Genomic DNA, 20,389 nt, shown 5'->3' on the forward strand with positions numbered 1-20,389 from the left:
TTCAAGCGGAGAACGAATCATGCACGACAGCAACCGTCCTACCCTTTCGAGCGCAGCGCGCAAGGGGCGCCTGCTGCGCTGCGCGTTGACGGCGGCGCTGGCTGCCGTGGGGGCGGCAACCGGGACGCACGTGTATGCCGCGGCCGCCTGCGATGCACCCTGGATGCATGAGGGTGGCGGATACACCAGCACGCTCGCACCCGGCCAGCGCTCGATGACCTACACGGTCACGCAGTTTTCGAAACGCGACGGTAACAACTGTAACGGTCAGGTGCATGCGGTGATGAAGATGTCGATGGGCGGCCAGCCCATGCAAAGCGAATCGGACTTCGGCTTCGAGATTGCCGATGGCAAAGCCACTGCTGCCGCACAGAAGAATACCGGCGCCCTGCACGGCACGAGCGGCATGGCCAGCTTCGGCGCCGCACTCTCGTCGCAGACCACGGGTGTCCTGAGCTATGTGGGCGAGATCACGAGCGAAGGTCAGCGTATCGCGGGCACACGCACGGAAGGGGCGATGTCGGGCACGCCCGCGAATGGCGGGCAGGCCGTAGGCAGCATGAGCGTGCCGAAGTTCGTCACGGTGACGAGCGACAAGGTGGTTGGCAAGCAGGAGCAATTGCCGACCGCGGTGGGGACGATCGTGTGCTGGCCCGTGACCTACGACCGCAGCACCCAGGCCGACAATGCGCAGTTGATGGGGCACATGGCCAACCTTTCGATGAAGTCACACGTGGTCGATCATTTCTGCCCGGCCACGGGTCTCGTGATGCGCCAGGATACGACCGTGAACGGCAGAACGATTACGCTTACCGTTAGCGGAGTGCACTGAGACGCGCCCCTGTTTCCACTCCAACAAAAGAATCGAGGATACGCCGATGAAAACTTTCACTGACACGCTGTTCAGCGCTCCCGTTGCCCTGGTTGCGGCAGCGGCTTTCGCACTTGGCTCGGGCGTCGCGCACGCGCAGAGCCAGGATCCACAGAAGCTCGCGAAGATGGGCGTGCAATTCTCCGCCACCAATGCGCGCGTAGCCCAGGAGGTATGCAATATCGATGTCTCGACCGTGTCGAACTACAAGACCTCGGCGAGCAAAAAGTTTGCTCAGGATCCTGACTTCGAGAAGGACTGGAAATCGGGCTGGCAACAGGCCGCGCAGTCCGTCAACGGCATGCAGCAGATGAAGGCGAGCAATCCTAAGGAATACGAACAGCAGAAAGCCGCCATTTGTAGCGACATGCAGCAGCAGATGAAGTCGTGAGCGCGTAGCGCGCGATAGCGGCCTCAACACTGCTCAACGCACGTTGCGTACGATCGCTGCGCAACCGGCGTCCATGAGCGGCTCAACCACTTCGCGCCGTGCATCCGGCAGGAAATCGCTGATCCAGACGAGCCGGCATCGCCCGGCCGCTTCCTGGAAGACCTGAATCGATGCGTGATGGTGCTCGAAGCGATCGCCGCAGACGGTGTAGGCAATCCGCATGCGCGCGTCGTCGATCGCGACCACGCGCTCCTGCACCACCGTCCCGCCGGCAAACGTCACGGTGCGCAGGTCGCCGTCGAGAACGGCATCGACCAGCACGCCCGCAAACACCTTGCCGACATTGCCGGGATCGCGCAGCGCGTCCCACGCGCGCGCGGCATCGATATCGAGTGTGACTTCACGGACGACGGTCGTCATGGCGGTCTCTCCCCGCATGCCCGTCCGTGCATGGCCGCTCGCGCTCAGTGCGAGTGGCGGTGATGCACGTCCGGGTAATGCGCGTGACGGTGGGTGATGGGTGCGTGGCGGTGAGCGTGGCTATGGGGTTCGGTGCCGTCCCAGTCGAAGTCGTGTTCGTGCTGGTGATGGGCGTCGTGACGGTGCCGGTGCGCGTGATCGAGCGCTTCGTGCGTGTGGTCGTGCTCGTGCCGTTCGCGGACATGCAGCCAAACGCCGAGCGCCATGAGCGCGCCCGCGAGCCAGAACGTGTCGGCGGGGTGCTCGGGCCACAGGAGCAACGAAATCGCCACGCCGAAGAGCGGCGCAACGGAGAAGTAGGCGCCGGTGCGCGCCGTGCCGAGGTCGCGCAGAGCCACCACGAAAAGCACGAGGCTTACGCCATAGCCCGCGAAGCCCACGATCATTGCGCTCGCCAAGGTGCCCGCGGCGGGCCAGTGCGCGCCGGAAATCAGCGCGATGCCCAGATTGACCGGTCCCGCGACAATGCCCTTCAGGCAGGCGATCACCATGGCGTCGTTGGTGGACACCTTGCGCGTGAGGTTGTTGTCGATCGCCCAGCACAGGCACGCGGCGGCGACGAGCAGCGCACCGGGCGCAAAGCCCGCATGCGAAGCGGGCCACGACAGCAGGACACCGCCCGCAACGATGGCGAGCATGCCGAGAAAGATTTGCGTATCCACGTTTTCGCGGAAGCAGAGCCACGCGATCAGCGCCGTGAACACGCCCTCCAGGTTGAGCAGCAGGGAACTCGTGGCAGCGGGGGTGCTGCTCAGGCCCAGCATCAGCAAGGCAGGCCCCGCTACGCCGCCCGCGGCGATCGCGCCGGCGAGCCAGGGGAGTTCGCTAACCTTCAGTGCACTTTCGGCTGCCGGCGCGCCCGCCTTGCGGCGGCTGCGGCGCAGGGCGATCAGGAGCGCGAGCCCAACGCCGCTGCCCAGATAGAACAGCCCTGCGACCATGAACGGCGGCAGCGTGCCGAGCAGCGCTTTGGCGAACGGCGTGGTCGCACCGAAGAGCGCGGCGGCGGCGAGTGCCTGAAAAATGGCGTTCTGGTGGTGCTTCATGGCGGGAAGGCAAAGGAGGATCTGCGCATTTTACGCGCTCGCACGCCGGGGCCGGGCGCTGGATTCGGCCGTATGCCGGTGCTTGTTCATGTTTGCGCGCGGCGCATCAATCGGCTAGCCTGTGGCAGTTTCGGCTCCTGGAAAGAGCGTCGCCGTGAAGGATATTCTTTCGCTTCGCCTGTACACCCGCGTGGCGCGCCTAGGCAGCTTTTCGGCCGCCGCGCGCGAATGGGGCATGTCGCAATCGCAGGTGTCGCGCATTGTCGCCGACCTCGAGAGCGAGCTGGGCGTGCGGCTGCTTTCGCGCACGACGCGCGCGGTCGTGCCTACCGAGGCGGGTGCCGAGTTCCTCGCCCGGCTCGACGGCATTCTCGCCGCCCTCGACGACGCGCAGCAGAGCCTGCGCGAAGGCGCCGACCTGCGTGGCACGCTGCGCATGAGCATGCCGGCGAGCATCGCCGTGCGCGAGGTGATTCCGCGCCTCGCGCCGTTCGCCGTGCAGCACCCGGATCTGCGCATCCAGATGCTGGTGGGCGACCGCCCGCGCGACTTCGTGAAGGAAGCCGTGGATGTGGCGTTCCGGCTTGGGCGGCTGGGCGATTCGTCGGCCACCGCCCGGCTCGTTACCACCATTGCGCGCTTCGTGGTCGCCTCGCCCGGCTATCTCGCGCAGAACGGCACGCCGGCCACGCCCGACGCCCTGAACGCGCATCGCATCGTGGGCGGCCCGGCTGCCGACGTTTCCAGCGCGTGGATCTTCAGCCGCGGCGAGGAGGAGGTCGCGCTCGATCTCGAACCGCACTTCTGGGTCAACGAGAACGAGGGGGCCGTGGCGGCCGCGGTGGCGGGGCTGGGCATCACCTCGACACGACGACCTGACAGCTGCTGGCTGGAATGCTCAGGCTCGCTGCTGTAACCGGCGTGCATGCGCCCACCACGCTTTTGTGACCCAGACAGCAACATCCATGGTTTGGTCGGCTGCTTAATGCGGGGTCTTGGGCTACAAACCAACCCTCAATACACTGCCAACCGTTGGTGCGAAGTTGTTTTCCCCGAGCCTCGATACGGTAGGCGTGCTTGCCAGAAGCGTGGATAACGCTTCCCTCGTTACGGGCACTCGTGAATTTGAAACCTTGCTTGCGCTTGCTCCTGAGGCGATGAAGCATAGCGACGAGCTTATGCTAGCCTCTTTTGTCCGTGCTTGAGGTTGGTGCGGCTCTCGGTGGAAATGGTTATGTTGCGTTTCTTGAAGAAGCAGGGGAGGCGCGGCAAGCGATAAGGTCCTCTTTCGATTCATTCGATGTTCAGATCGTGCCGAGTGCTGGGCAACGCGCCCGTTAGCATAGGTTATACCGGCGACCCGATATTCGGTCGTTTCTGGACACTCCTCGGAAATCCCTGCGTCCATGTTCCAACAGGTTTTGGTCCGAGCGGATTGACTGCCACTATGGCATGTAAAACTGGACGGGACGGTCTCGGGTGCTGGGCTTGTCCGGGAGTGCGTTCCAGAGCAACTTGCGTTAAAACGGGAATTGTTCGCGCGAGCTGCCACCGTTGCGCGGTCAGACGCGGTTTTGGCTAGTTCAACCTCCGCAATTTACCCTAGCAAGATTACCGAAGGGAGCGAATGCTTGTCGGGCATCCCGCGAACCCGCCGTTTTTGTTGCCCGTAATCAAGGTCGTGCCGTCGAGCTTTACGTCGGAGCAATATGTAGATCGAGCCACCGAGCTCTACGCGCGCGTCTCAGACCCATTCTGGTGCGACGCGAGGTCGAAGATTTTGTCTTTAACCGGCTGCAAGGCGCACTGTTACGCGAAGTATCCTGTCTGGTGCATAACGGAGTAGCCTCAGTTGCCGACATTGACGATATCGTTCTGCTGGGCTCGTGCGCCGCTGGAGTGTGGAGTGTGATTGGACCGTTCGAAACGGTTGGCCTGAAGACTCGGGCGGCATCGAGTCGCATGCTCAGAAAATGGGACGAGCGTATGGGCGCGGAGCGAGGGCAGTACGACCCTTGGACACCTGATTTGGTTGCCGAGGTCAGTCGGCAACGTCGAGCGTTGCTTGAGCTCGCCGACTGGGAAAACCGCGTTCGCTGGCGCGACGAACGGCTGTTAACGTTCCTATCGGAGGGCTCGTAGGAGTGGGTCGCGTTGGAAAAGGCACGAATTGCAATGAGCATATACAGCGCCACGCGGTTCTTTTCGAGAGCAATCGCGTGATATCCCGGTTTTGGCCCTGACGCGCTCCTTGGCGTGCCGAGATCACGACGGATAGTCTCGCGCCATGATCTCGGTAAGGAACGAGGCAACCGCGCGGATGCGAGGTACCCGTTGCAGATACTGATGCGCACTTATCCACACGTCGCGGAGGACGGGAATTTCGTCTGTCATGATTGGTACGAGACCGAAGCGCTCTGCCTTGGAGAAGGTTGGCAGCATGACGATCCCACCGCCTGCAGCGGCAGAAAACATTTGTGAGAGCATGCTCGTCGAACGGAAGCCGATAGTCGGATTCGAGATTGCGTCATCCAGCCAGCGAACTGCATCAAGCTGAATTAGCTCATCGATGTAACCAACGAACGTATGGTCGGGGAGGTCGGATGCGACCTCGGGAATACCCTTAATCGCAAGGTAGTCGGGATGGGCGTACAGATGCAGCTGAAACTGGCCGATTTTCTCTATCTTCAGGTTGCTACCTCGTGGCTCGAAAAAGCCGATGAAGAGATCTGCCTCCCGATGGGAGATTCGGACGTCGTTTGACGAGGTTACGAGCTCGATGGTAATACCTGGCTGACGCCGCCGAAACTCAACGAATTGCTCGCTCAGATAGAGAGAGGCGATACCTTCCATTGTGGCAATACGCACGTGGCCGGAGAGCCCCGGCTGGGCGCCCCCCATCGTATCACTGAGCGTCAGGATATTCGCTTCGATGACCTCCACGTATTCCAGCATCTCGCGTCCTTGAGCGTTCAGGCGATAGCCTTGGCGGTCTCGCTCGAAGACCGGCGTCTCAAGCGCGAATTCGAGCGCTGAAATGCGCCTTCCAACCGTTGCGTGGTCCATCCCGAGGATGCGCCCCGCTTTCGACAGGTTCCCCGCTCGAGCGACCGTCAGGAAAACCCGAAGGTCGTTCCAGTCGAGATGATTGATATTCACGGGAATCCTCCGTTAGTGGGCGTCCCATTGTCGCTGTGCAAAATTGCACAGGCCAGAGATTCTTTTCCAGTTCGCCGATGAACGTGGCATCCGTAAACTTGGTTTTAGTTGCCGGGGGGTGCCCGGCTCCTCATCTCGACGGGAGAAACAGATGCCTGGAACCGACGTTGACTGGGAAGGGGTACTTGCGAGCGAACGCTTCAGGTTCCTTGCGCGCAAACGCAGGAACACCGTTCTTGGGCTTGGCCTGCTAGCGGCCGTTTACTATTTTTCCATCCCGGCATTGATCGCTTGGGCGCCGGAGTTCTTCAAGATTCGACTGATGCCGGGCATCAACATTGGGACAATCTTTGTGGTTTCGCAATATCCGTTTGGAGGCGTAATCGCATACGTGTTTCTGCGGCGCACCGCGCAAATCGATAAGGCGTCTGCGGATGTCAAGCAACAGACGGCGCCAGTTGCTACTGTAGGGGAGCAGAGCCATGCGTACTAAGCATCTGCTCGGTCCTGTTTTGACCGTAGCAGCGACGCCCGGTCTGGTGTTCGCGGCGGAAGTGGGGAACTCGACGATCACCCACCATTTCCTGACATTCATCGTATTTGGTCTTGTTATCGCGTCGACACTGCTGATTACATGGTTTGCGTCGCGAAGCAACCGGACGGCGGGGGATTTCTATACGGCAGGCGGCGGGATCGGACCAGCAAAAAACGGACTCGCAATCGCAGGAGACTACCTCTCTGCTGCTGCGTTTCTCGGTGCATCGGGTCTCATTTCGCTATACGGATTCGACGGAATGATCTATCTAGTGGGCTTCTTCGCGGCCTTCATTCCAGTCCTGCTATTTATTGCGGAGCCCTGCCGGAATCTCGGGAAATATACGATTGGCGATGTGCTTACGATGCGAAACAGCTTCCGTTCGACGAAAGCCGTGTCGGCAGTGTCCAGCGTCGTTGTTGCACTCGCGTACATGATTCCGCAGATCGTCGGCGGCGCGGTCATTGTTCGTGCACTCGTGGGTATCGACTACAACGTTTCAGTTGTAGGTGTCGGCGCGCTGATGCTGATCTACGTCGGCTGCGGAGGCATGAAGGCGACGACGTGGGTACAGGTGATCAAGGCCGTGCTGCTCATTGGAGCATCCTTCGTTCTCGTGGTGCTCGCTTGGCTACCATTCGGATTCCAGGTGCCGAGCTTCATGGATGCAATCGTCCACAGCCAGTTCGTCCAATCGCATGTCGCGCAAATGGCCACAGTAAAAGGGCTGACAGGTGACGAACTGGGGTGGCGCTTTCTGGAACCGGGCCTCTTTTTGAACAAGCCACTCGAGCTGTTTTCGCTTGGTCTGGCTCTTGTACTCGGCACCGCAGCGATGCCGCATATTTTGATGCGCTTCTTCACCGTGAAGGATGCGAAGGCGGCGCGGCACTCGGTAATGTGGGCGATGCTTGGTATCGGTGCGTGTCATCTCTTCATCGTGGTGATTGGATTCGCCGCTGCCTACTTCGTGGGCGCACCATTGATATCCGCCATGGACAAAGGCGGTAACCTGGCAGCGCCGCTCCTTGCGCAGGCGTTGACGGGCGGTCCCGGTAGTATAGGTGGAGATCTGATGCTCGCGTTCATCGCAGCTGTGGCATTTGCGACCATCGTCGCGGTGGTGGCGGGCCTGACGTTGGCAGCGGCCTCGTCGATCGCGCATGACGTGTATGTCGGCGCTGTGAGAAATGGACACGCTACCGAACGCGAGCAGGTGACAGCTGCCCGGATTGCGACGCTTGTTGTGGGCGCGATTGCGATTGCTGTGAGCATCCTCGAACGCGGGCAGAACGTAGCGCAGCTAGTTGGGTTGGGATATGCCGTCGCGGCCTCGGCCAACCTCCCGGCGCTTGTACTGACGCTGTATTGGCGTCGAACTACGACCCAAGGCGTCATTGTCGGGATTGTCGGAGGAACGCTTGTGGCCATCGCACTCGTGCTCGTCTCGCCAAACATGACGTATCCGGCGCTAGCTCGGCAGCAAGCGATGACCACCGCACAGCACATTGAAGCGAAATTGCCGGCAGCAACGGGAGAGGAGGCGCGCCAGAAGCTTCTGCTGGAGCGTAACCAAGCTCTGTCGATTGCACAGGCCATCCCGGTGGACGCGACGAGTATCGTGGGTCTGCGTGAACCGCTTATCACGTTGCGCAACCCGGGCATCCTCTCCATCCCTGTCGGATTTCTGCTCGTCATTCTTGTTTCGCTCATGACTCGTGATGCGGGTGCCCGCTCGCGATGGGCCGAACTTGTCGTGAGACGCGAAACGGGAATCGGCGCGGCTACAGCGATTGATCACTAACCAGTCAACGTCAGCACGAGAGAGTAAAAATATGCCTTACCTTCCTTTTGTGAAAGTTGCTGCGATCCACGCAGCTCCTGTGTTCCTCAACAAAACCGAGACGGTTGCGAAGGCGGTGTCGTTTATCCGTGAAGCCAGTCGTAACGGAGCGCAACTTATTGCGTTTCCAGAGTCTTACATTCCAGCGTTTCCTGTCTGGGCATCGCTTTGGGCACCGATCGACAATCACGACCTCTTCGAGCGTTTCGCCGGGGAGAGCCTTTACATGGACAGCGCCGAGATTGCGGAGATTGCGGCGGAGGCGCAACGCTGTGGTGTGTTTGTGTCGCTGGGCTTCAGTGAACGGTCCCGAGCGAGTGTCGGCTGTCTCTGGAACTCAAATGTTCTCATCGATGACCGTGGCGTCATCATCAATCACCATCGTAAGCTCGTGCCGACGTTCTACGAGAAGCTGGTGTGGGCGGCGGGCGATGGCGCTGGATTGCAGGTCGCCGATACTCGAATCGGCCGAATTGGAGGGCTAATCTGTGGAGAGAACACGAACCCGCTCGCGCGATACTCGCTAATCGCACAAGGTGAACAGATTCATATTTCCAGCTGGCCGGCGCTGTGGCCGACGCGCCGCCCATCGACAGGTGCCAACTTCGACAACGTTGCAGCGAACCGATTGCGTGCGGGAGCACACTCGTTCGAGGCCAAGGCATTTGGAATCATTTGTGCCGGCTTCATGGACAGCGAGATGCGCGATTTCCTCGTCGCGAGAGACCCTGCTGCTGCGGAGGTGCTCGATGGCTCGCCACGCGCTGCAACAATGTTCGTGGATCCGACGGGCAGCCAGATTGGCGACATGCTCAAGGACGAAGAGGGCATCGCATACGCGGAGTTCGACTTGAATCGCTGCGTAGAGCCCAAGCAATTTCACGATGTCGTTGGCTATTACAATCGATTTGACGTGTTCTCGCTTGCGGTGAATCGGGAGCGTCTTGAACCGGTTTCGTGGCGTGAGGTCTCCCAAAGGGGGGCCTCACGAAGCGAGGATGCTTCTGTTCTACCTATCGAAGACTAACGCGAAGATGGCGTTTACGGGCCGTTGTTTCCCTATCAGCGGCCTATACATCAGAGCGTCATTCAGTTCTGTGTCCTCGAGTGCCATCTCATTCATCGACCGAGACCTGCGAGAAATTGGGATAGTCCCGACCGGGCACGCCAGCATGAAACCTGACCGATGAGCAGGCAGGCAAACGTGGATCTCGGGACAGCGTGATGACGTATTTTGTGGGGGAGCAGGACGATCGTGAGGGAGGGGCGACGTCTCCGCTACCCGATCCGGTTGCCGAGTAGCTGGATACATGCGGATCGTCAAGTTCGAAAGCTGAAGAGCCTGCGGTACTGTTTAAGCCCCCGCTATGTTCCCGTGTACATCATATTGCAACCATTTGAGTAGGGAGCTCGTCAACGGCAGGAAAGGAGGGGCGAATCGGGAGAGTCGCGGTCTGTCGTCCCAAGTCCGGCGAACCGCAAGATTTTCGGTTGCACGCGTATTCATTTTTGAGTATATTGAATACGATAACTGTATCAGGAGTGGACCATGCCCCGTACCCCTACGACCATGACGGTTCGCCTCAGCGGTCCGCTTAGCGATTTCGTTGCCGCGAATGTCGGCGAAAATGGTGCCTATGAGAACGTCAGTGAGTATGTCCGCGATCTGATTCGTCGCGACAAGGAGCGCAAGGAAGCGGAGGCATTCGATCGACTCAAGGCTGAACTGGCCCACGCGTATGCAGCACCCGAATCGTCGTACAAGCCATTGACGGCTGCCGATGTGATTGCGCGCAACCAGGCGTCATAGGGTATGTCCAGCGTTCAGGTCCGCATCCAGGATGCGGCGTCTTTCCGGCTGGACGAGATCTACCGCTACACGCGTGATCGCTGGGGCGCGCAGCAGGCCGAGCGGTACATTTCCGGACTGTTCCATGCCTTTGGGGGGATCGCCAGTCATCACACAACGTCGCGTCCGATTCCCGCAGCATTCGGTGTTCAAGGTTACTTTTTTCGCTACGAACGCCATGTCGTCTACTGGCGCCACCTTTCCAACGGCGACATTGGCATCGTTACGATTCTGCACGAGCGCATGCACCAGATCGAGCGTTTCCATGAAGACTTCGGCCTCTAACGGCGGCGTTGGGAACACCGACGACGCGGAGATCGGGTAGAACCGCGCCTGGCACCGAACAGTCTGTGGCCCAGGTGCCGCGCGACCGCCTGCAGTGACTGTGACTGTCTTCCGGGACCGTGTACCGGGAAAGTCGCGGGGCGTTTCGGATATGGTTATGAGTATGGGTTGGCGACGCGCAGTTTGCGTGGCAGCCCATGGTACAGGGCCTTGCGGAGAGATTCAGGATCCCTCCGTCGCCCTGTTGTAGCGAGAACGCTTTTTCATTTCGGCCGTTGCGTGTGGCGGGCAGATAACGAATCCCGAAAAATCAGGCAACACTGCGTTGCCGGAACGGGATCACCTTAGACGCGCTTGTAAGGCTGCCCTCATCTGGCGCAGGGTTGTTACAGCAATGCTCAATGAACTTGGCCCATGCTTCCATCGCGGCTCGCCGCTCCGGTATTTCGTCACGAACATCGTAAATGTCTTCGATACCGGGCAGTTTGTGATTGAGGGCGATCTCACTGATCTCGCGTGAGAACCCTAGAGAATGAAAGGGACTTCCCCGTCCCGAGGCTGCGGCGGAAGCCGCGAGTCGGCATCAATGTGCCAGGATGAAGGTGCGAACGTTCATCGACACCAGCGAGAGGGGAAGTCCATGCCTATTGTCACTATTGGAATCGATCTTGCCAAGAATGTATTTGCCGTTCACGGTGTGGACGAAACCGGTAAAGCGACGCTGATCAAGCCGCGTGTGCCGCGCGATCAACTGGTGACCTTGATCGCGCAGTTGCCAGCGTGCCTTATCGGGATGGAAGCGTGCTCCGGCGCACATCACTGGGCGCGCCTGTTCCAGCAGCACGGCCATACAGTCAAGCTCATGGCGCCCAACCTTGTGGCGCCATATCGCATGTCGGGCAAGCGCGGCAAGAATGACGCGGCGGATGCTGCTGCGATCTGCGAAGCGGTGACGCGTCCGACCATGCGTTTCGTGCCGCTGAAGGACGAACATCAGCAGGCGACACTTTGCCTGCATCGGACACGACAAGGTTTCGTCGAAGAGAGGACCGCGACCTACAACCGGTTGCGAGGCCTGCTCTCGGAATTCGGCGTAGTGCTGCCACAGAGCCCGGAGAAGTTGCGCAGGTATATCACCGAACATCTGGACACGTTGCCAGGCTGGGCGAAGCGTAGCATCAGCGATCTGCTTGAGCATGCCGGCCATATCGAGGATCGCCTGCTCGAATACGATCGTGCGATCGCCGGGATAGCGCGTGAGGATGCGCGCAGCAAGAGGCTGATGCAGTTGCGCGGCGTGTTAGGCACTCTGGATAATCGGTGCGGCATGAACAAGCATAAGCATGGCGAAGACGACGAAATGCAGGCCTGCGAGGGTTTCGGGCAGACGTTCATAGTCGCGCGCCAGTCGCCGGAACCGATTGAGCCAGCCGAAGCTGCGCTCGACGACCCAGCGACGCGGCAGCAGCACGAAGCCCTTTTTCGCTTCGGGCAGCTTGATGACCTGCAGATCAATGCCTTCGTCACGCGCGGCCTGTGCCGCATCCTCGCCTGTATAGCCCTGGTCAGCAAACGCCAGCGTCACTGTCTGGCCCGTTACCAACTGAACCTGACGGGCAAGCTCGGCCACCTGCGCGCGCTCCTGCTCGTTGGCGGGCGTAATGTGAACAGCCAGCAAATTGCCCAGCGTATCAACGGCCATGTGAACCTTGCTGCCACGCTTGCGCTTGTAGCCGTCGTAACCAGCGCGTGGGCCGCTTTCGCACGTCGATTGCAGCGTGCGCCCATCCAGGATGACCGCACTGGGCTGGCCTTGCCGCTCCTGCGCCACGCGCAGCACCGAACGCAGGTCGCTCACCATCGCCTCGAAGCATCCGGCGCTCAGCCAGCGTTGCGTTTGCTGATAGACCAATTCCCACGGCGGAAAATTGGTTGGCAACATGCGCCACGATGCACCGGCTCGCGCCATCCAGCGCAGCGCGTTAAACATTTCGCGCAGTTCGTATCGACGCTGCGGCGCGTCTTCATGCATCAACGTCAGATACGGAGCGGCGAAGCTCCACTCCTCGTCCGATACATCCGTCGGGTAGGGTTTGCGCTCGGTCATTCCGCCAGGTTACCAGGTTTGAACGCAAGTGCCTAACACCTCTAGGTTGCGCAGATGTCCCTTGGCGGTGCTGCGCGTGTCGTGCGGTGTGAAGCGGCGAACGTCGAAATCCCCCCGTTCGAACGCACGCCGGACAGCATGTTGCAGCTGGCTGCGGCCGACGTGACCGTTACGGTTGCGCGGGCTTCGCGCGGGACATAACCATTCGGATTCGCCTGCCATATCTATCAACTCGCTCATCCAGCGTGTAACCAGAGGCACGAGTGGGACGAGAAATTCCTGCCGGGTCTTGGTCGTTCCAGCGTAGACACGCCATGCGCCGCGTTCGAGATCGATGGACGATTTTTTCGACCGGATGAGTTCCGACTGGCGCACACACGTTGCGAGTACGATCCGGAACATCAGGCCGTCCTGACGGCCGAGCCGGTCATCAATACCCGGCAGCAACTTGCGCAGTTCATCCTCCATGAGCATTACACGTCGGCATTTCGGTGGCTGCTCCCCTTTGACAGCCTTGAGGTCGATACCTGTGGCTGGATTGGCGTCGATGAGCCGCTTTCCAACTGCATGTGCGAAGATTTCGCGGCTCAGGCCGAGGAGGAGCCTGCAGATTGACCATGGGCGTCCGCTGTGCTCGATCATGTATACGATGTCGGAAGGCCTGACGATGTGAACGTCGAGTGAGCCAATTGCAGGTTTGATGACCTTGGCAATTAGCCATCGGTACTGCTTCACTGAGGACTCTGAGAGATGTGGGAAGCGATTTTCGGCAAAGTCGTCGCAGAGCTTGCTGATGGTCATGGCGGCGTGCACGCGCGCCTTTGCAATTTTCCGGTCGGTTGCTGGATCTTTGCCGGCATCGATTCGGGCACGGAGAGCACGGGTTTTCTTCCGGGCTTCGGCAAGTGTGAGCGCGGGGTAGTTGCCTAGGGTAACTTCGCGCCGACGGCTGCCGCGGCTATAGCGAAGTACCCAGGTTGCGGTGCGGGTATCCGAAAGCGTAAAGGTGAGGCCGTCACCGTCGGCGCGGGCGATGGGCTTACCGGCCGCGAGCCAGCGGCGCAACTGCAGCTCGTCAAGGGCGTAGTGTAGGCGTGGCATGATGCGAGACAAGGGTGGATTGTTACGCGGAGTATGCGTGGCGCTCCAGCTACCAGTCTAGCTACCAACCTGGGGCCCGACGGAGTGATCCATTGCGACCCGGGGTGACTCATAAAACCATTTGTAAATCATGGGCTTAGTTATTTCGTTAATACGTCAAGACTCCTGCTGAACCGCAATAGAACTGGTTGTAGATCAAGTTGTTGGCCAGTACTGGCAGGCAGCATTCGTCGTCGAACAACCTTACCATTCGTGAATTGTGAAAAATCACCCTCCGCGCTCGTATCTTGAAATGGAGCGTGACCTGTCGCATATCAAGGCGGCGGTCACCTTGCTGGAGCTGACGAGGGCTTATCTCTCGATGCGAGGGCCGGTCAGTGACCCGGCCTATTGGAAGGCGAGGATCCGGAAACTCACGTCCGAATGGCCGCGCGAGCGAATTCTGGAACGCTAGGCAGACGATCTGGTTGCCCGGCTCGAAAATCTCGCAACGACTCTTCCGTCAGGCAAGTTATGACGGTAAAAGAGCGTCGAGTCTGCGTTAGCAGTGTGGCTCACTGGCAGATTGGTCGCCACACAGACGTCATTTGCGCGAAGCTGTCCGGAAGCTGTAGGTAGGGTCTGCCAAACTTCCCCGTCGTACCGCGAATCACACTTCTGACGACGCCTCCTGTAACTAGCAGGCGTTACCGGCATTTCTATCGGCCCCCAGTCGGGGTTATTGCCCCTGCGAGTACCACGCCGCGGCAGCATCGATTTCCTCGGCGGTCATGTTGCGCGCGATGTTGCGCATCTGTCCGGAGATATCGTTGTGGCGGGTGCCGTTTGCAAACGCCATGAGTTGCGCCTTCGTGTAGGCGGCGGACAGACCGTCGAGCCACGGGCTTCCCACCTTGCTGTCCACGCCGCCGTGACAGGCGGCGCAGGCGGGAATGTTGCGCATGGGAGCACCGAGCACGACAATCGCGGGCGCATCGCCACGCAGGTGCGTGACGGGTTCGAGCGAGGCGTAATAAGCCGCCAGATCGCGCATGTCCTGATCGGAAAGATGCTGCGCCATTGGCGACATCACCGCGCTCTGGCGCGCGCCGCTCTGGAAATCGAGCAGTTCCTTGTAGACCACGCTGGCATATTGCCCGGCGAGATTTGGCGAATTCGCCTCGCTCCTGCCTTGCGGGCCGTGGCACATCGTGCAGCGCAACGAGAGTGTGGCGCCGCGTCCGATCGACAGCGCGGACGCGCCGTCGAGCATATGCGGCGCGAGCTCGACTGTGCTGACCTTGTAGCCGGGCGAGACCGTCGCGCTTGCCTGATACCACTGGCGCGGCACGCCCGCGGCGCTGCAGATGGCGTTCCAGACACCCTGAAATTGCGGGTCGGTTTGCGCGGAAGGCAGCCACACGAAGCCGATCAGCGCGGCGACCACCAGCACGAATAACGTCGCGCCGACGCTCGCGCGGAACCAGACGTTGCGTAACGAGAACAGGCGTTCGTCGCTCATCGCGGCGCTCCGATCGGGATGGCGGGCACGGCCGTATCCGGCGTCGCGAGCAGTTGCGCAATCGGGTAGCCGTAGTTCGCCACCGTGAGCGCGACCATCAGCACGATCCACAACGCGAAGCTGTTGAGCGCCACGGGCAGCCTGGGTGACTCATGCACCGGCGTGCTGAAGCGGTAGTTTTCGGCAGGTTGCGCGGCGCTGCGATGGCCTTGCAGTAGCACCACGAAAAATAGCACGGCGGAAATCACGAGAATCAGCCCGCCGATTGCCGAGATCGTCACGAGATTCGCCTGCGCCGCGAGCGCGGGATCGCTGTAATCGAAATAAGCCATGCGGCGCGGCATGCCCATCAGGCCGACCAGATGCCACGGGAACGTCGTCACGATCATGCCGATGAACCACAGCCACAACTGCCAGCGCATCAGCCGCCAGTTGGTGAGCGCACGGCCCGTGAGTTGCGGCCACAGGTCGTAGGCAATGGCGAAATACATGATGACGATTGCGCCGCCATAGATCAGATGGAAATGGCCTGTGATCCACTGGGTATTGTGGATTGGTTGATCGAGCTGGTAGCTCATGTTGATGAGGCCGCCCGCGCCGCCAAAGCCCAGCATCACGAATGAAAACGCCAGCGCGAGCATCTGCGGGTTGTGCCAGGGCAGCTTCGCGATCCAGCCGAAGGTGCCCTTGCCGCCGCGCAGCCGTCCGGCGATTTCCACCGACGCGCAGATCGTGAACACAGTCAGGAGCGTGGGCACGGCCACGAGCGCCGTGAATACCGATTGCAGGAACTTGAAGCCCGAGCCCACCTGCGGATCGGTGAAGAGGTGATGCAGACCAATCGGCATCGCCACGACCAGGAACAGGATAAACGAGATGCGCGCCATCGAATCGCTATAGAGCCGTCCGCCGATCGCGCGCGGAATGATGGTGTAGTAGGCGATGTACGCGGGCATCAGCCAGAAGTAGACGATGGCGTGCAGCGTCCACGAAAAGAACACGCGCGCGAGGCCCGCGTCGATGGTGTTGCGCCAGCCGAAGGCCACGGGCAGGATCTGGAACAGCACTTCGATAGCTGCGCCCACAGCGGTCCAGCCCCACAGGTACGCGCCCGCCGTGGTGGCGAACATCGCCAGCGGAATGGGCTTGCCGCGATTCTCGCGCTTCCAGGCGGCGAGATTCACGCTCATCAGCGCGACCCATACCCACGATCCCACCACCACCAGCACCACGCCGAGGTAATAGAACACGTTGCCGATCATCGGCGGATAGAAGGTGTAGAGCACCGATGCACGTCCGAGTGCGACGGGCACCGAAGCGGTCACTGCGCCCAGCGTGAGCAGGATGAAGCCGAGCCATGCGAAGCGCACGCCCACCAAGGGGCGCTTGAGCGCGAGTTCGCTCACCGCATAACCGAAGCCCATGGCGATCAGCGTGGGAAACGCGTAGCCCATCACGGTGCCGTGTTCGGTGACGGACCGATAATAAAGTTCGGGATCCTTAAGCCACGGATGCAGCGGGCTGCGCACCAGCATCTGCCACGCGCCCAGCAGCAGCGCCACGCCGAACAGAATGAAAGCGAGCCAGAAGTGGGCGAGCACGAGTCGCTTGTTATTTAACACAGCTCAGTCTCCCCGAATGGTTCTCCGGCAGTGCCGCCATCTGCATGAAGGCATCGCGCTCGACCACCTTCACGTGTGCCCACATGCCCTGATGGCCCACGCCGCAATACTCGTGGCAAGGCATCAAATGATCGCCGGGCTGGGCGAAGGTGGTGCGGAAGGTGGAGACGTAGCCCGGTTCGACCATCGAATTGAGGTTGGTGTCAGTGACGAGAAAGCCGTGCACGACGTCGGCACTGGTGGCGCGGAAGGTAATGGGCACGCCCGCGGGCACCACAATGCATTGCGGCGTGAACGAATACTGCTGCGCCAGCACGCGCACCGTGACGGAGCCGTCGGGTTCGAGCGCGCTGCCGAGATTGGTTTCGACGAATTCGCCCGAGACGTGCAGCGTTTCCGGATTGATGGTTTCGACGCGCGACGGCGGCATCATGGCCCAGTGCAGGCCGGTGAAAATCACCATCGCCACCAGCACGAGAACGAGCGCCACCATGAGCATGGCCCAGCGGCGCTCCACGCGCGCGGCCACTTCGGCGCTGGCATGACTGCCGTGAGGATCGGTTGGATGCGTGGACATGGGTCGATGTGCGAAAGGGCTTTACTGGATCACGCCGCGAGGCAGGAACACGAGAAAGTAGAACGCAAACCAGATCGCCGCCACGATGGCGGTCGCGGTTCCGGCGAGCGCGAGCGCGCCGCTTGGGCCCTGTCGCACGATCTCGTCGACCTGCTCGTGTTGCGGGCGCTCGCCAGGCTGCTCGGGAACGGGTGTTTCGATCATCGCGGCCTCGCTTCAATACAGGTCAGAACAGCGGCGCGGAGCGCAGCGCATTGACTTCCTTCACCGACACCGGCGCACCGTGATTGCCCCACGCCGTGCGGATATAGGTGACCACGGCGGCCACTTCCTCGTCCGAGAGCGACTGTGCGAATGGCGGCATGCCATAGGGCATCGGATTTTTTTTCGTGCCCGGCGCATAGCCGCCATTGAGCACCATGCGGATGGGATTCACCGCCGAATTCATCTGGATCGACTGGTTGTTCGCCAGCGGCGGGAAATGTGGCAGCTTGCCCTGGCCTTCGGTCGCGTGGCAGACGGCGCACTGCGCCTCGTAAATCTTCTTGCCGAGCGGCGCGAGGCGGTTTGCTTCTTCGTTGACGAACTGGCTCTTGGGCGATTTATCGACTTCGTTCGAATGTCCCGGCAGCGACTTCAGATAGACGGCCACCGCGCGCACGTCGTCTTCGGTGAGGTACTGGAAGCTGTCGTAGACGACTTCGGCCATCGGCCCGTAGACCGCGCCGCGATTCGACACGCCCGCGTGCAGCAGATCGACGATATCGTCGATGCTCCAGTCGCCCAGTCCCGCTTCCTTGTTCGAGGTGAGCGATGGCGCGTACCAGTTCTGCAGCGGAATCAGACCACCCTGGAATTCCTTCGAGGCTGAATTGCCGCCCAGCGCGTTGATTTCCGTGTGGCACATGGTGCAGTGCCCGAGCCCGTCGACCAGATACGCGCCGCGATTCCATTCGACCGATTGTTTCGGATCGGGCTTGAATTCGCCGGCGCGGAAGAACAGCGCGCGCCAGCCGATCAGCAGCGAGCGCTGGTTGTACGGAAAGCGCAGCGCGTGCGCGCGATTGGGCTGATGCACGGGCTGCGTGGACATCAGATAGGCGTAGATCGCATCGGAATCGGCGCGCGTGACCTTGGTGTACGAGGCGAACGGCATCGCCGGATAGAGCAGGGTGCCGTCGCGCGACTTGCCTTCGTGCAGCATGCGGTAAAACTCATCGGCATTCCAGGCGCCGATGCCATCGGTCTTGTCCGAAGAGATATTCGGCGTATAGAGCGTGCCGAACGGCGTTTCCATCGGCCGCCCGCCACCGAATATCTGCTGCGACGGCACCGTGTGGCAGGCAATGCAGTCGCCCGCACGGGCGAGGTATTCGCCGCGCGCGATCTGCATGGCGGCCGCCGCGCTGGCGGCGTCGGCGGCGTTGGCCAAGGGCGCTCCGGTCTGGGCCTGCGCATCGAGCGCGATGGCCAGGCACACGGCCAGCGGCGTGAAGAAGCCAGCGATGGCAGCGATGAGGGATCGAAGTTTTCGCACGTCGAGGCCCCGGCTAGTGAGGGACGCTGCCGCACGCCAGCGGCAGCGGTGCGGGCGCAGCGGGCGTCGGATCGGCGGGCGCGGGCTGCGCGGCGAGCCAGGCGGCAATGGCCGTGATGTCGTGTTCGGCCAGATGCGAGGCGATGTCGTGCATGCAGTCCGGGCTGGCGGCGCGACGCGTGCCGTAACGGAATGCGCCCAGTTGTGCGCTGATGTATTCCGCGTGCAGGCCCAGCAGGCCTGGAATCGCGGGCTGCATGCCGGTCAGCGCAGCGCCGTGGCAGGCCGCGCAGGCGGGCACGTTGCGCTCGGGCGCGCCGTTGGTCACGAGCGATTTGCCGAGTGCGAGCGTGGCGGCGTCGGCCTTGGGCGTGGCGGGCGGCGGATAGGGCGGATGCTGCTGGGCGAAGAAATCGGCGATCTGCTTGAGGTAGGCGTCGGGCAGATAGGCGAGCAGATAGTTCATCGGCGGATAGCTGCGGCCGCCGTCACGGAACGCGATGAGCTGGTTGTAGAGATAACCCGCGGGCTTGCCTGAGAGACGCGGGAAGTAATCGTTGTCGGTGCCTTCGCCATGCGCGCCGTGGCACGCCGCGCAGCCCATCACGCGGGCCTGCATCGTGTCGGGCGCGCGCTCGGCGAGTGGCGCTGCAACGAGCGGCGTCCACGGCAGCGCAAGCGCGAGAAGGAAGAGAACGATGCGATGACTCAATGATTCCCTCGTTGCGGTGTATTACGACACAAGCGCGATGAGATTCATTCGATAGTATGTGAAGCTCCATCCGATCTGGAAAGTGGATGCACAATGTTTTTAGCACATTATCGGAAAAAAGCCTAACGTGTAATGTAAGCAGACAGGATTGCTCCTTGGCACGGTTGATGGATCCCGAAAAGATGCGTCCTGGCTACGCGGACGTGGCGGGAATCGAGGCCGTAGAGCGGCAGCGGCCGACTGCGGCCATGGGAAACGCGATCAAGTGCGCTTGATCTGCAGTTCAAGGAGTCATGGCCTTGAACGGGTCCATGTTCCACCACAGCGCGATGCGTCGTTCCCTTTGCCTGTGCCGGTCAATTGATCGTCGTGCCGTCGCAGAACAGAATCGCGAACTGAGCGGTGCGGGTTTTTCGGACGCTTTCGGAGACGGCAAGCCGAACGCGAGCTGATGCAGCGGGCCGGCGGCGGAACCATGCCATCGTCAGCGCGTCGGTCACGAGTTCCGTCGTCATGCTTGTGGCGGCCTCAAGGCGCTCATCAACCGCTCTACCCGTGCTTTGCTGGCTGGGTAGCCGCGAGAGCGAACCTCTTCGGTCATTCGCGGCGAGCCGTAGGCGCCCTTGACCTCGGCGTGAATCGTCTGGATCAACGTGAGCAGCTACGCATCGGTCAGCCGCTGACGCTCGGGCGTGCCGCCGCGCTTCCACGCACGATAGCCGTTGACGCTTGTCGGGTAAGGACGCGACGTTACCATCGCGTCCTTACCCGAC

General features: G+C 61.1%; 22 protein-coding genes and 3 pseudogenes. 12 read left to right on the forward strand and 13 right to left on the reverse strand.

From position 1 onward, the window contains the following. Positions 1-19 precede the first annotated feature (19 nt). Both BFE01S_RS28560 and BFE01S_RS40545 read left to right on the forward strand, forming a co-directional pair. A complete protein-coding gene (locus BFE01S_RS28560; protein ID WP_028228441.1) occupies positions 20-832 on the forward strand; it encodes a hypothetical protein in 813 nt (270 codons plus the stop codon). A gap of 46 nt (positions 833-878) precedes the next feature. Beyond that, complete coding sequence (locus BFE01S_RS40545; protein WP_052421011.1) at positions 879-1,262, forward strand: hypothetical protein; 384 nt, start codon at positions 879-881, stop codon at positions 1,260-1,262. Between the two features lie 33 nt (positions 1,263-1,295). Here BFE01S_RS40545 and BFE01S_RS28570 read toward each other — a convergent pair whose 3' ends face one another. Together BFE01S_RS28570 and BFE01S_RS28575 are read right to left on the reverse strand one after the other, a co-directional pair. Then, entirely contained in the window at positions 1,296-1,682 is a 387-nt protein-coding gene (locus BFE01S_RS28570) for an SRPBCC family protein (RefSeq protein WP_028228442.1), read from the reverse strand. 44 nt (positions 1,683-1,726) lie between these two features. After that, positions 1,727-2,788 carry a DMT family transporter gene (locus tag BFE01S_RS28575; RefSeq protein ID WP_028228443.1) on the reverse strand — a complete coding sequence of 354 codons (1,062 nt, stop codon included), beginning with the start codon at positions 2,786-2,788 and terminating at the stop codon, positions 1,727-1,729. Positions 2,789-2,942: 154 nt separating this feature from the next. On the opposite strand from BFE01S_RS28575, the gene BFE01S_RS40550 reads away from it, so the two are divergent. From BFE01S_RS40550 to BFE01S_RS46635, 4 genes and pseudogenes are all read left to right on the forward strand, one after another. Further along, positions 2,943-3,704 (forward strand): LysR family transcriptional regulator, encoded by a 762-nt coding sequence (locus BFE01S_RS40550; RefSeq protein WP_052421012.1) that lies wholly within the window; start codon positions 2,943-2,945, stop codon positions 3,702-3,704. A gap of 79 nt (positions 3,705-3,783) precedes the next feature. Next, positions 3,784-3,993 carry an amidase family protein gene (locus tag BFE01S_RS44655; RefSeq protein ID WP_281177414.1) on the forward strand — a complete coding sequence of 70 codons (210 nt, stop codon included), beginning with the start codon at positions 3,784-3,786 and terminating at the stop codon, positions 3,991-3,993. 255 nt (positions 3,994-4,248) lie between these two features. Beyond that, a pseudogene (locus BFE01S_RS46045) lies at positions 4,249-4,634 on the forward strand (3-hydroxyacyl-CoA dehydrogenase NAD-binding domain-containing protein). Beyond that, complete coding sequence (locus tag BFE01S_RS46635; protein WP_169742676.1) at positions 4,547-4,930, forward strand: 3-hydroxyacyl-CoA dehydrogenase family protein; 384 nt, start codon at positions 4,547-4,549, stop codon at positions 4,928-4,930. Before BFE01S_RS46045 ends, BFE01S_RS46635 begins: the two are co-directional and overlap by 88 nt. A gap of 123 nt (positions 4,931-5,053) precedes the next feature. Here BFE01S_RS46635 and BFE01S_RS28595 read toward each other — a convergent pair whose 3' ends face one another. After that, entirely contained in the window at positions 5,054-5,947 is an 894-nt protein-coding gene (locus tag BFE01S_RS28595) for a LysR family transcriptional regulator (protein ID WP_028228446.1), read from the reverse strand. 151 nt (positions 5,948-6,098) lie between these two features. Between BFE01S_RS28595 and BFE01S_RS28600 the strand changes: the two genes are divergently transcribed. From BFE01S_RS28600 to BFE01S_RS43500, 6 genes and pseudogenes are all read left to right on the forward strand, one after another. Further along, positions 6,099-6,440: a DUF485 domain-containing protein gene (locus BFE01S_RS28600; protein ID WP_028228447.1), complete on the forward strand. Its 342-nt coding sequence runs from the start codon at positions 6,099-6,101 to the stop codon at positions 6,438-6,440. Beyond that, positions 6,430-8,286, forward strand: a complete 1,857-nt coding sequence (locus tag BFE01S_RS28605; protein ID WP_042338851.1) for a solute symporter family protein — start codon at positions 6,430-6,432, stop codon at positions 8,284-8,286. Before BFE01S_RS28600 ends, BFE01S_RS28605 begins: the two co-directional genes overlap by 11 nt. 31 nt (positions 8,287-8,317) lie before the next feature. After that, positions 8,318-9,352, forward strand: coding sequence for a carbon-nitrogen hydrolase family protein (locus tag BFE01S_RS40560; RefSeq protein ID WP_042338853.1), 1,035 nt, complete (start codon positions 8,318-8,320; stop codon positions 9,350-9,352). 522 nt (positions 9,353-9,874) lie between these two features. Further along, complete coding sequence (locus BFE01S_RS28615) at positions 9,875-10,135, forward strand: ribbon-helix-helix domain-containing protein (RefSeq protein WP_028228449.1); 261 nt, start codon at positions 9,875-9,877, stop codon at positions 10,133-10,135. Between the two features lie 3 nt (positions 10,136-10,138). After that, positions 10,139-10,459, forward strand: coding sequence for a type II toxin-antitoxin system RelE/ParE family toxin (locus tag BFE01S_RS28620; RefSeq protein WP_028228450.1), 321 nt, complete (start codon positions 10,139-10,141; stop codon positions 10,457-10,459). A gap of 640 nt (positions 10,460-11,099) precedes the next feature. Continuing rightward, a pseudogene (locus BFE01S_RS43500) lies at positions 11,100-11,759 on the forward strand (IS110 family RNA-guided transposase); the annotation flags it as partial. Here BFE01S_RS43500 and BFE01S_RS28635 read toward each other — a convergent pair. The 10 genes and pseudogenes from BFE01S_RS28635 to BFE01S_RS43505 all read right to left on the reverse strand — a co-directional run. Beyond that, on the reverse strand, positions 11,760-12,566 hold the full coding sequence (locus tag BFE01S_RS28635; protein ID WP_028228452.1) for an IS5 family transposase: 807 nt from the start codon (positions 12,564-12,566) through the stop codon (positions 11,760-11,762). Between the two features lie 9 nt (positions 12,567-12,575). Then, a complete protein-coding gene (locus BFE01S_RS40565; protein ID WP_245621218.1) occupies positions 12,576-13,631 on the reverse strand; it encodes a tyrosine-type recombinase/integrase in 1,056 nt (351 codons plus the stop codon). A 754-nt stretch (positions 13,632-14,385) separates the two neighbouring features. Further along, positions 14,386-15,168 carry a c-type cytochrome gene (locus BFE01S_RS28650; RefSeq protein ID WP_028228453.1) on the reverse strand — a complete coding sequence of 261 codons (783 nt, stop codon included), beginning with the start codon at positions 15,166-15,168 and terminating at the stop codon, positions 14,386-14,388. After that, positions 15,165-16,790: a b(o/a)3-type cytochrome-c oxidase subunit 1 gene (locus BFE01S_RS28655; RefSeq protein ID WP_028228454.1), complete on the reverse strand. Its 1,626-nt coding sequence runs from the start codon at positions 16,788-16,790 to the stop codon at positions 15,165-15,167. Before BFE01S_RS28655 ends, BFE01S_RS28650 begins: the two co-directional genes overlap by 4 nt. Further along, entirely contained in the window at positions 16,780-17,367 is a 588-nt protein-coding gene (locus tag BFE01S_RS28660; RefSeq protein WP_042338854.1) for a cupredoxin domain-containing protein, read from the reverse strand. Before BFE01S_RS28660 ends, BFE01S_RS28655 begins: the two co-directional genes overlap by 11 nt. Before the next feature lie 21 nt (positions 17,368-17,388). Next, positions 17,389-17,571, reverse strand: coding sequence for a hypothetical protein (locus tag BFE01S_RS28665; protein ID WP_028228456.1), 183 nt, complete (start codon positions 17,569-17,571; stop codon positions 17,389-17,391). A 22-nt stretch (positions 17,572-17,593) separates the two neighbouring features. Continuing rightward, entirely contained in the window at positions 17,594-18,904 is a 1,311-nt protein-coding gene (locus tag BFE01S_RS28670) for a c-type cytochrome (protein ID WP_407668252.1), read from the reverse strand. A 13-nt stretch (positions 18,905-18,917) separates the two neighbouring features. Beyond that, the gene (locus BFE01S_RS28675; protein ID WP_042338894.1) at positions 18,918-19,523 is read right to left on the reverse strand and encodes a c-type cytochrome; all 606 of its coding nucleotides are present in this window, start codon (positions 19,521-19,523) and stop codon (positions 18,918-18,920) included. Between the two features lie 449 nt (positions 19,524-19,972). Continuing rightward, on the reverse strand, positions 19,973-20,131 hold the full coding sequence (locus BFE01S_RS46640; protein ID WP_407668253.1) for a hypothetical protein: 159 nt from the start codon (positions 20,129-20,131) through the stop codon (positions 19,973-19,975). 17 nt (positions 20,132-20,148) lie between these two features. Further along, a pseudogene (locus BFE01S_RS43505) lies at positions 20,149-20,389 on the reverse strand (IS3 family transposase); the annotation flags it as partial.

This window comes from Paraburkholderia ferrariae NBRC 106233, assembly GCF_000685035.1.
Taxonomy (GTDB): Bacteria; Pseudomonadota; Gammaproteobacteria; order Burkholderiales; family Burkholderiaceae; genus Paraburkholderia; species Paraburkholderia ferrariae.

What these genes read in the sequence shown, in the direction of transcription:
- BFE01S_RS28560 (WP_028228441.1), top strand. Translation starts at nt 20, where the DNA reads ATGCACGACAGCAACCGTCCTACCCTTTCGAGCGCAGCGCGCAAGGGG.
- BFE01S_RS40545 (WP_052421011.1), top strand. Translation starts at nt 879, where the DNA reads ATGAAAACTTTCACTGACACGCTGTTCAGCGCTCCCGTTGCCCTGGTT.
- BFE01S_RS28570 (WP_028228442.1), bottom strand. Translation starts at nt 1,682, where the DNA reads ATGACGACCGTCGTCCGTGAAGTCACACTCGATATCGATGCCGCGCGC.
- BFE01S_RS28575 (WP_028228443.1), bottom strand. Translation starts at nt 2,788, where the DNA reads ATGAAGCACCACCAGAACGCCATTTTTCAGGCACTCGCCGCCGCCGCG.
- BFE01S_RS28600 (WP_028228447.1), top strand. Translation starts at nt 6,099, where the DNA reads ATGCCTGGAACCGACGTTGACTGGGAAGGGGTACTTGCGAGCGAACGC.
- BFE01S_RS28605 (WP_042338851.1), top strand. Translation starts at nt 6,430, where the DNA reads ATGCGTACTAAGCATCTGCTCGGTCCTGTTTTGACCGTAGCAGCGACG.
- BFE01S_RS40560 (WP_042338853.1), top strand. Translation starts at nt 8,318, where the DNA reads ATGCCTTACCTTCCTTTTGTGAAAGTTGCTGCGATCCACGCAGCTCCT.
- BFE01S_RS28615 (WP_028228449.1), top strand. Translation starts at nt 9,875, where the DNA reads ATGCCCCGTACCCCTACGACCATGACGGTTCGCCTCAGCGGTCCGCTT.
- BFE01S_RS28620 (WP_028228450.1), top strand. Translation starts at nt 10,139, where the DNA reads ATGTCCAGCGTTCAGGTCCGCATCCAGGATGCGGCGTCTTTCCGGCTG.
- BFE01S_RS28635 (WP_028228452.1), bottom strand. Translation starts at nt 12,566, where the DNA reads ATGACCGAGCGCAAACCCTACCCGACGGATGTATCGGACGAGGAGTGG.
- BFE01S_RS28650 (WP_028228453.1), bottom strand. Translation starts at nt 15,168, where the DNA reads ATGAGCGACGAACGCCTGTTCTCGTTACGCAACGTCTGGTTCCGCGCG.
- BFE01S_RS28660 (WP_042338854.1), bottom strand. Translation starts at nt 17,367, where the DNA reads ATGTCCACGCATCCAACCGATCCTCACGGCAGTCATGCCAGCGCCGAA.
- BFE01S_RS28665 (WP_028228456.1), bottom strand. Translation starts at nt 17,571, where the DNA reads ATGATCGAAACACCCGTTCCCGAGCAGCCTGGCGAGCGCCCGCAACAC.
- BFE01S_RS28675 (WP_042338894.1), bottom strand. Translation starts at nt 19,523, where the DNA reads ATGCAGGCCCGCGTGATGGGCTGCGCGGCGTGCCACGGCGCGCATGGC.
- BFE01S_RS46640 (WP_407668253.1), bottom strand. Translation starts at nt 20,131, where the DNA reads ATGACGACGGAACTCGTGACCGACGCGCTGACGATGGCATGGTTCCGC.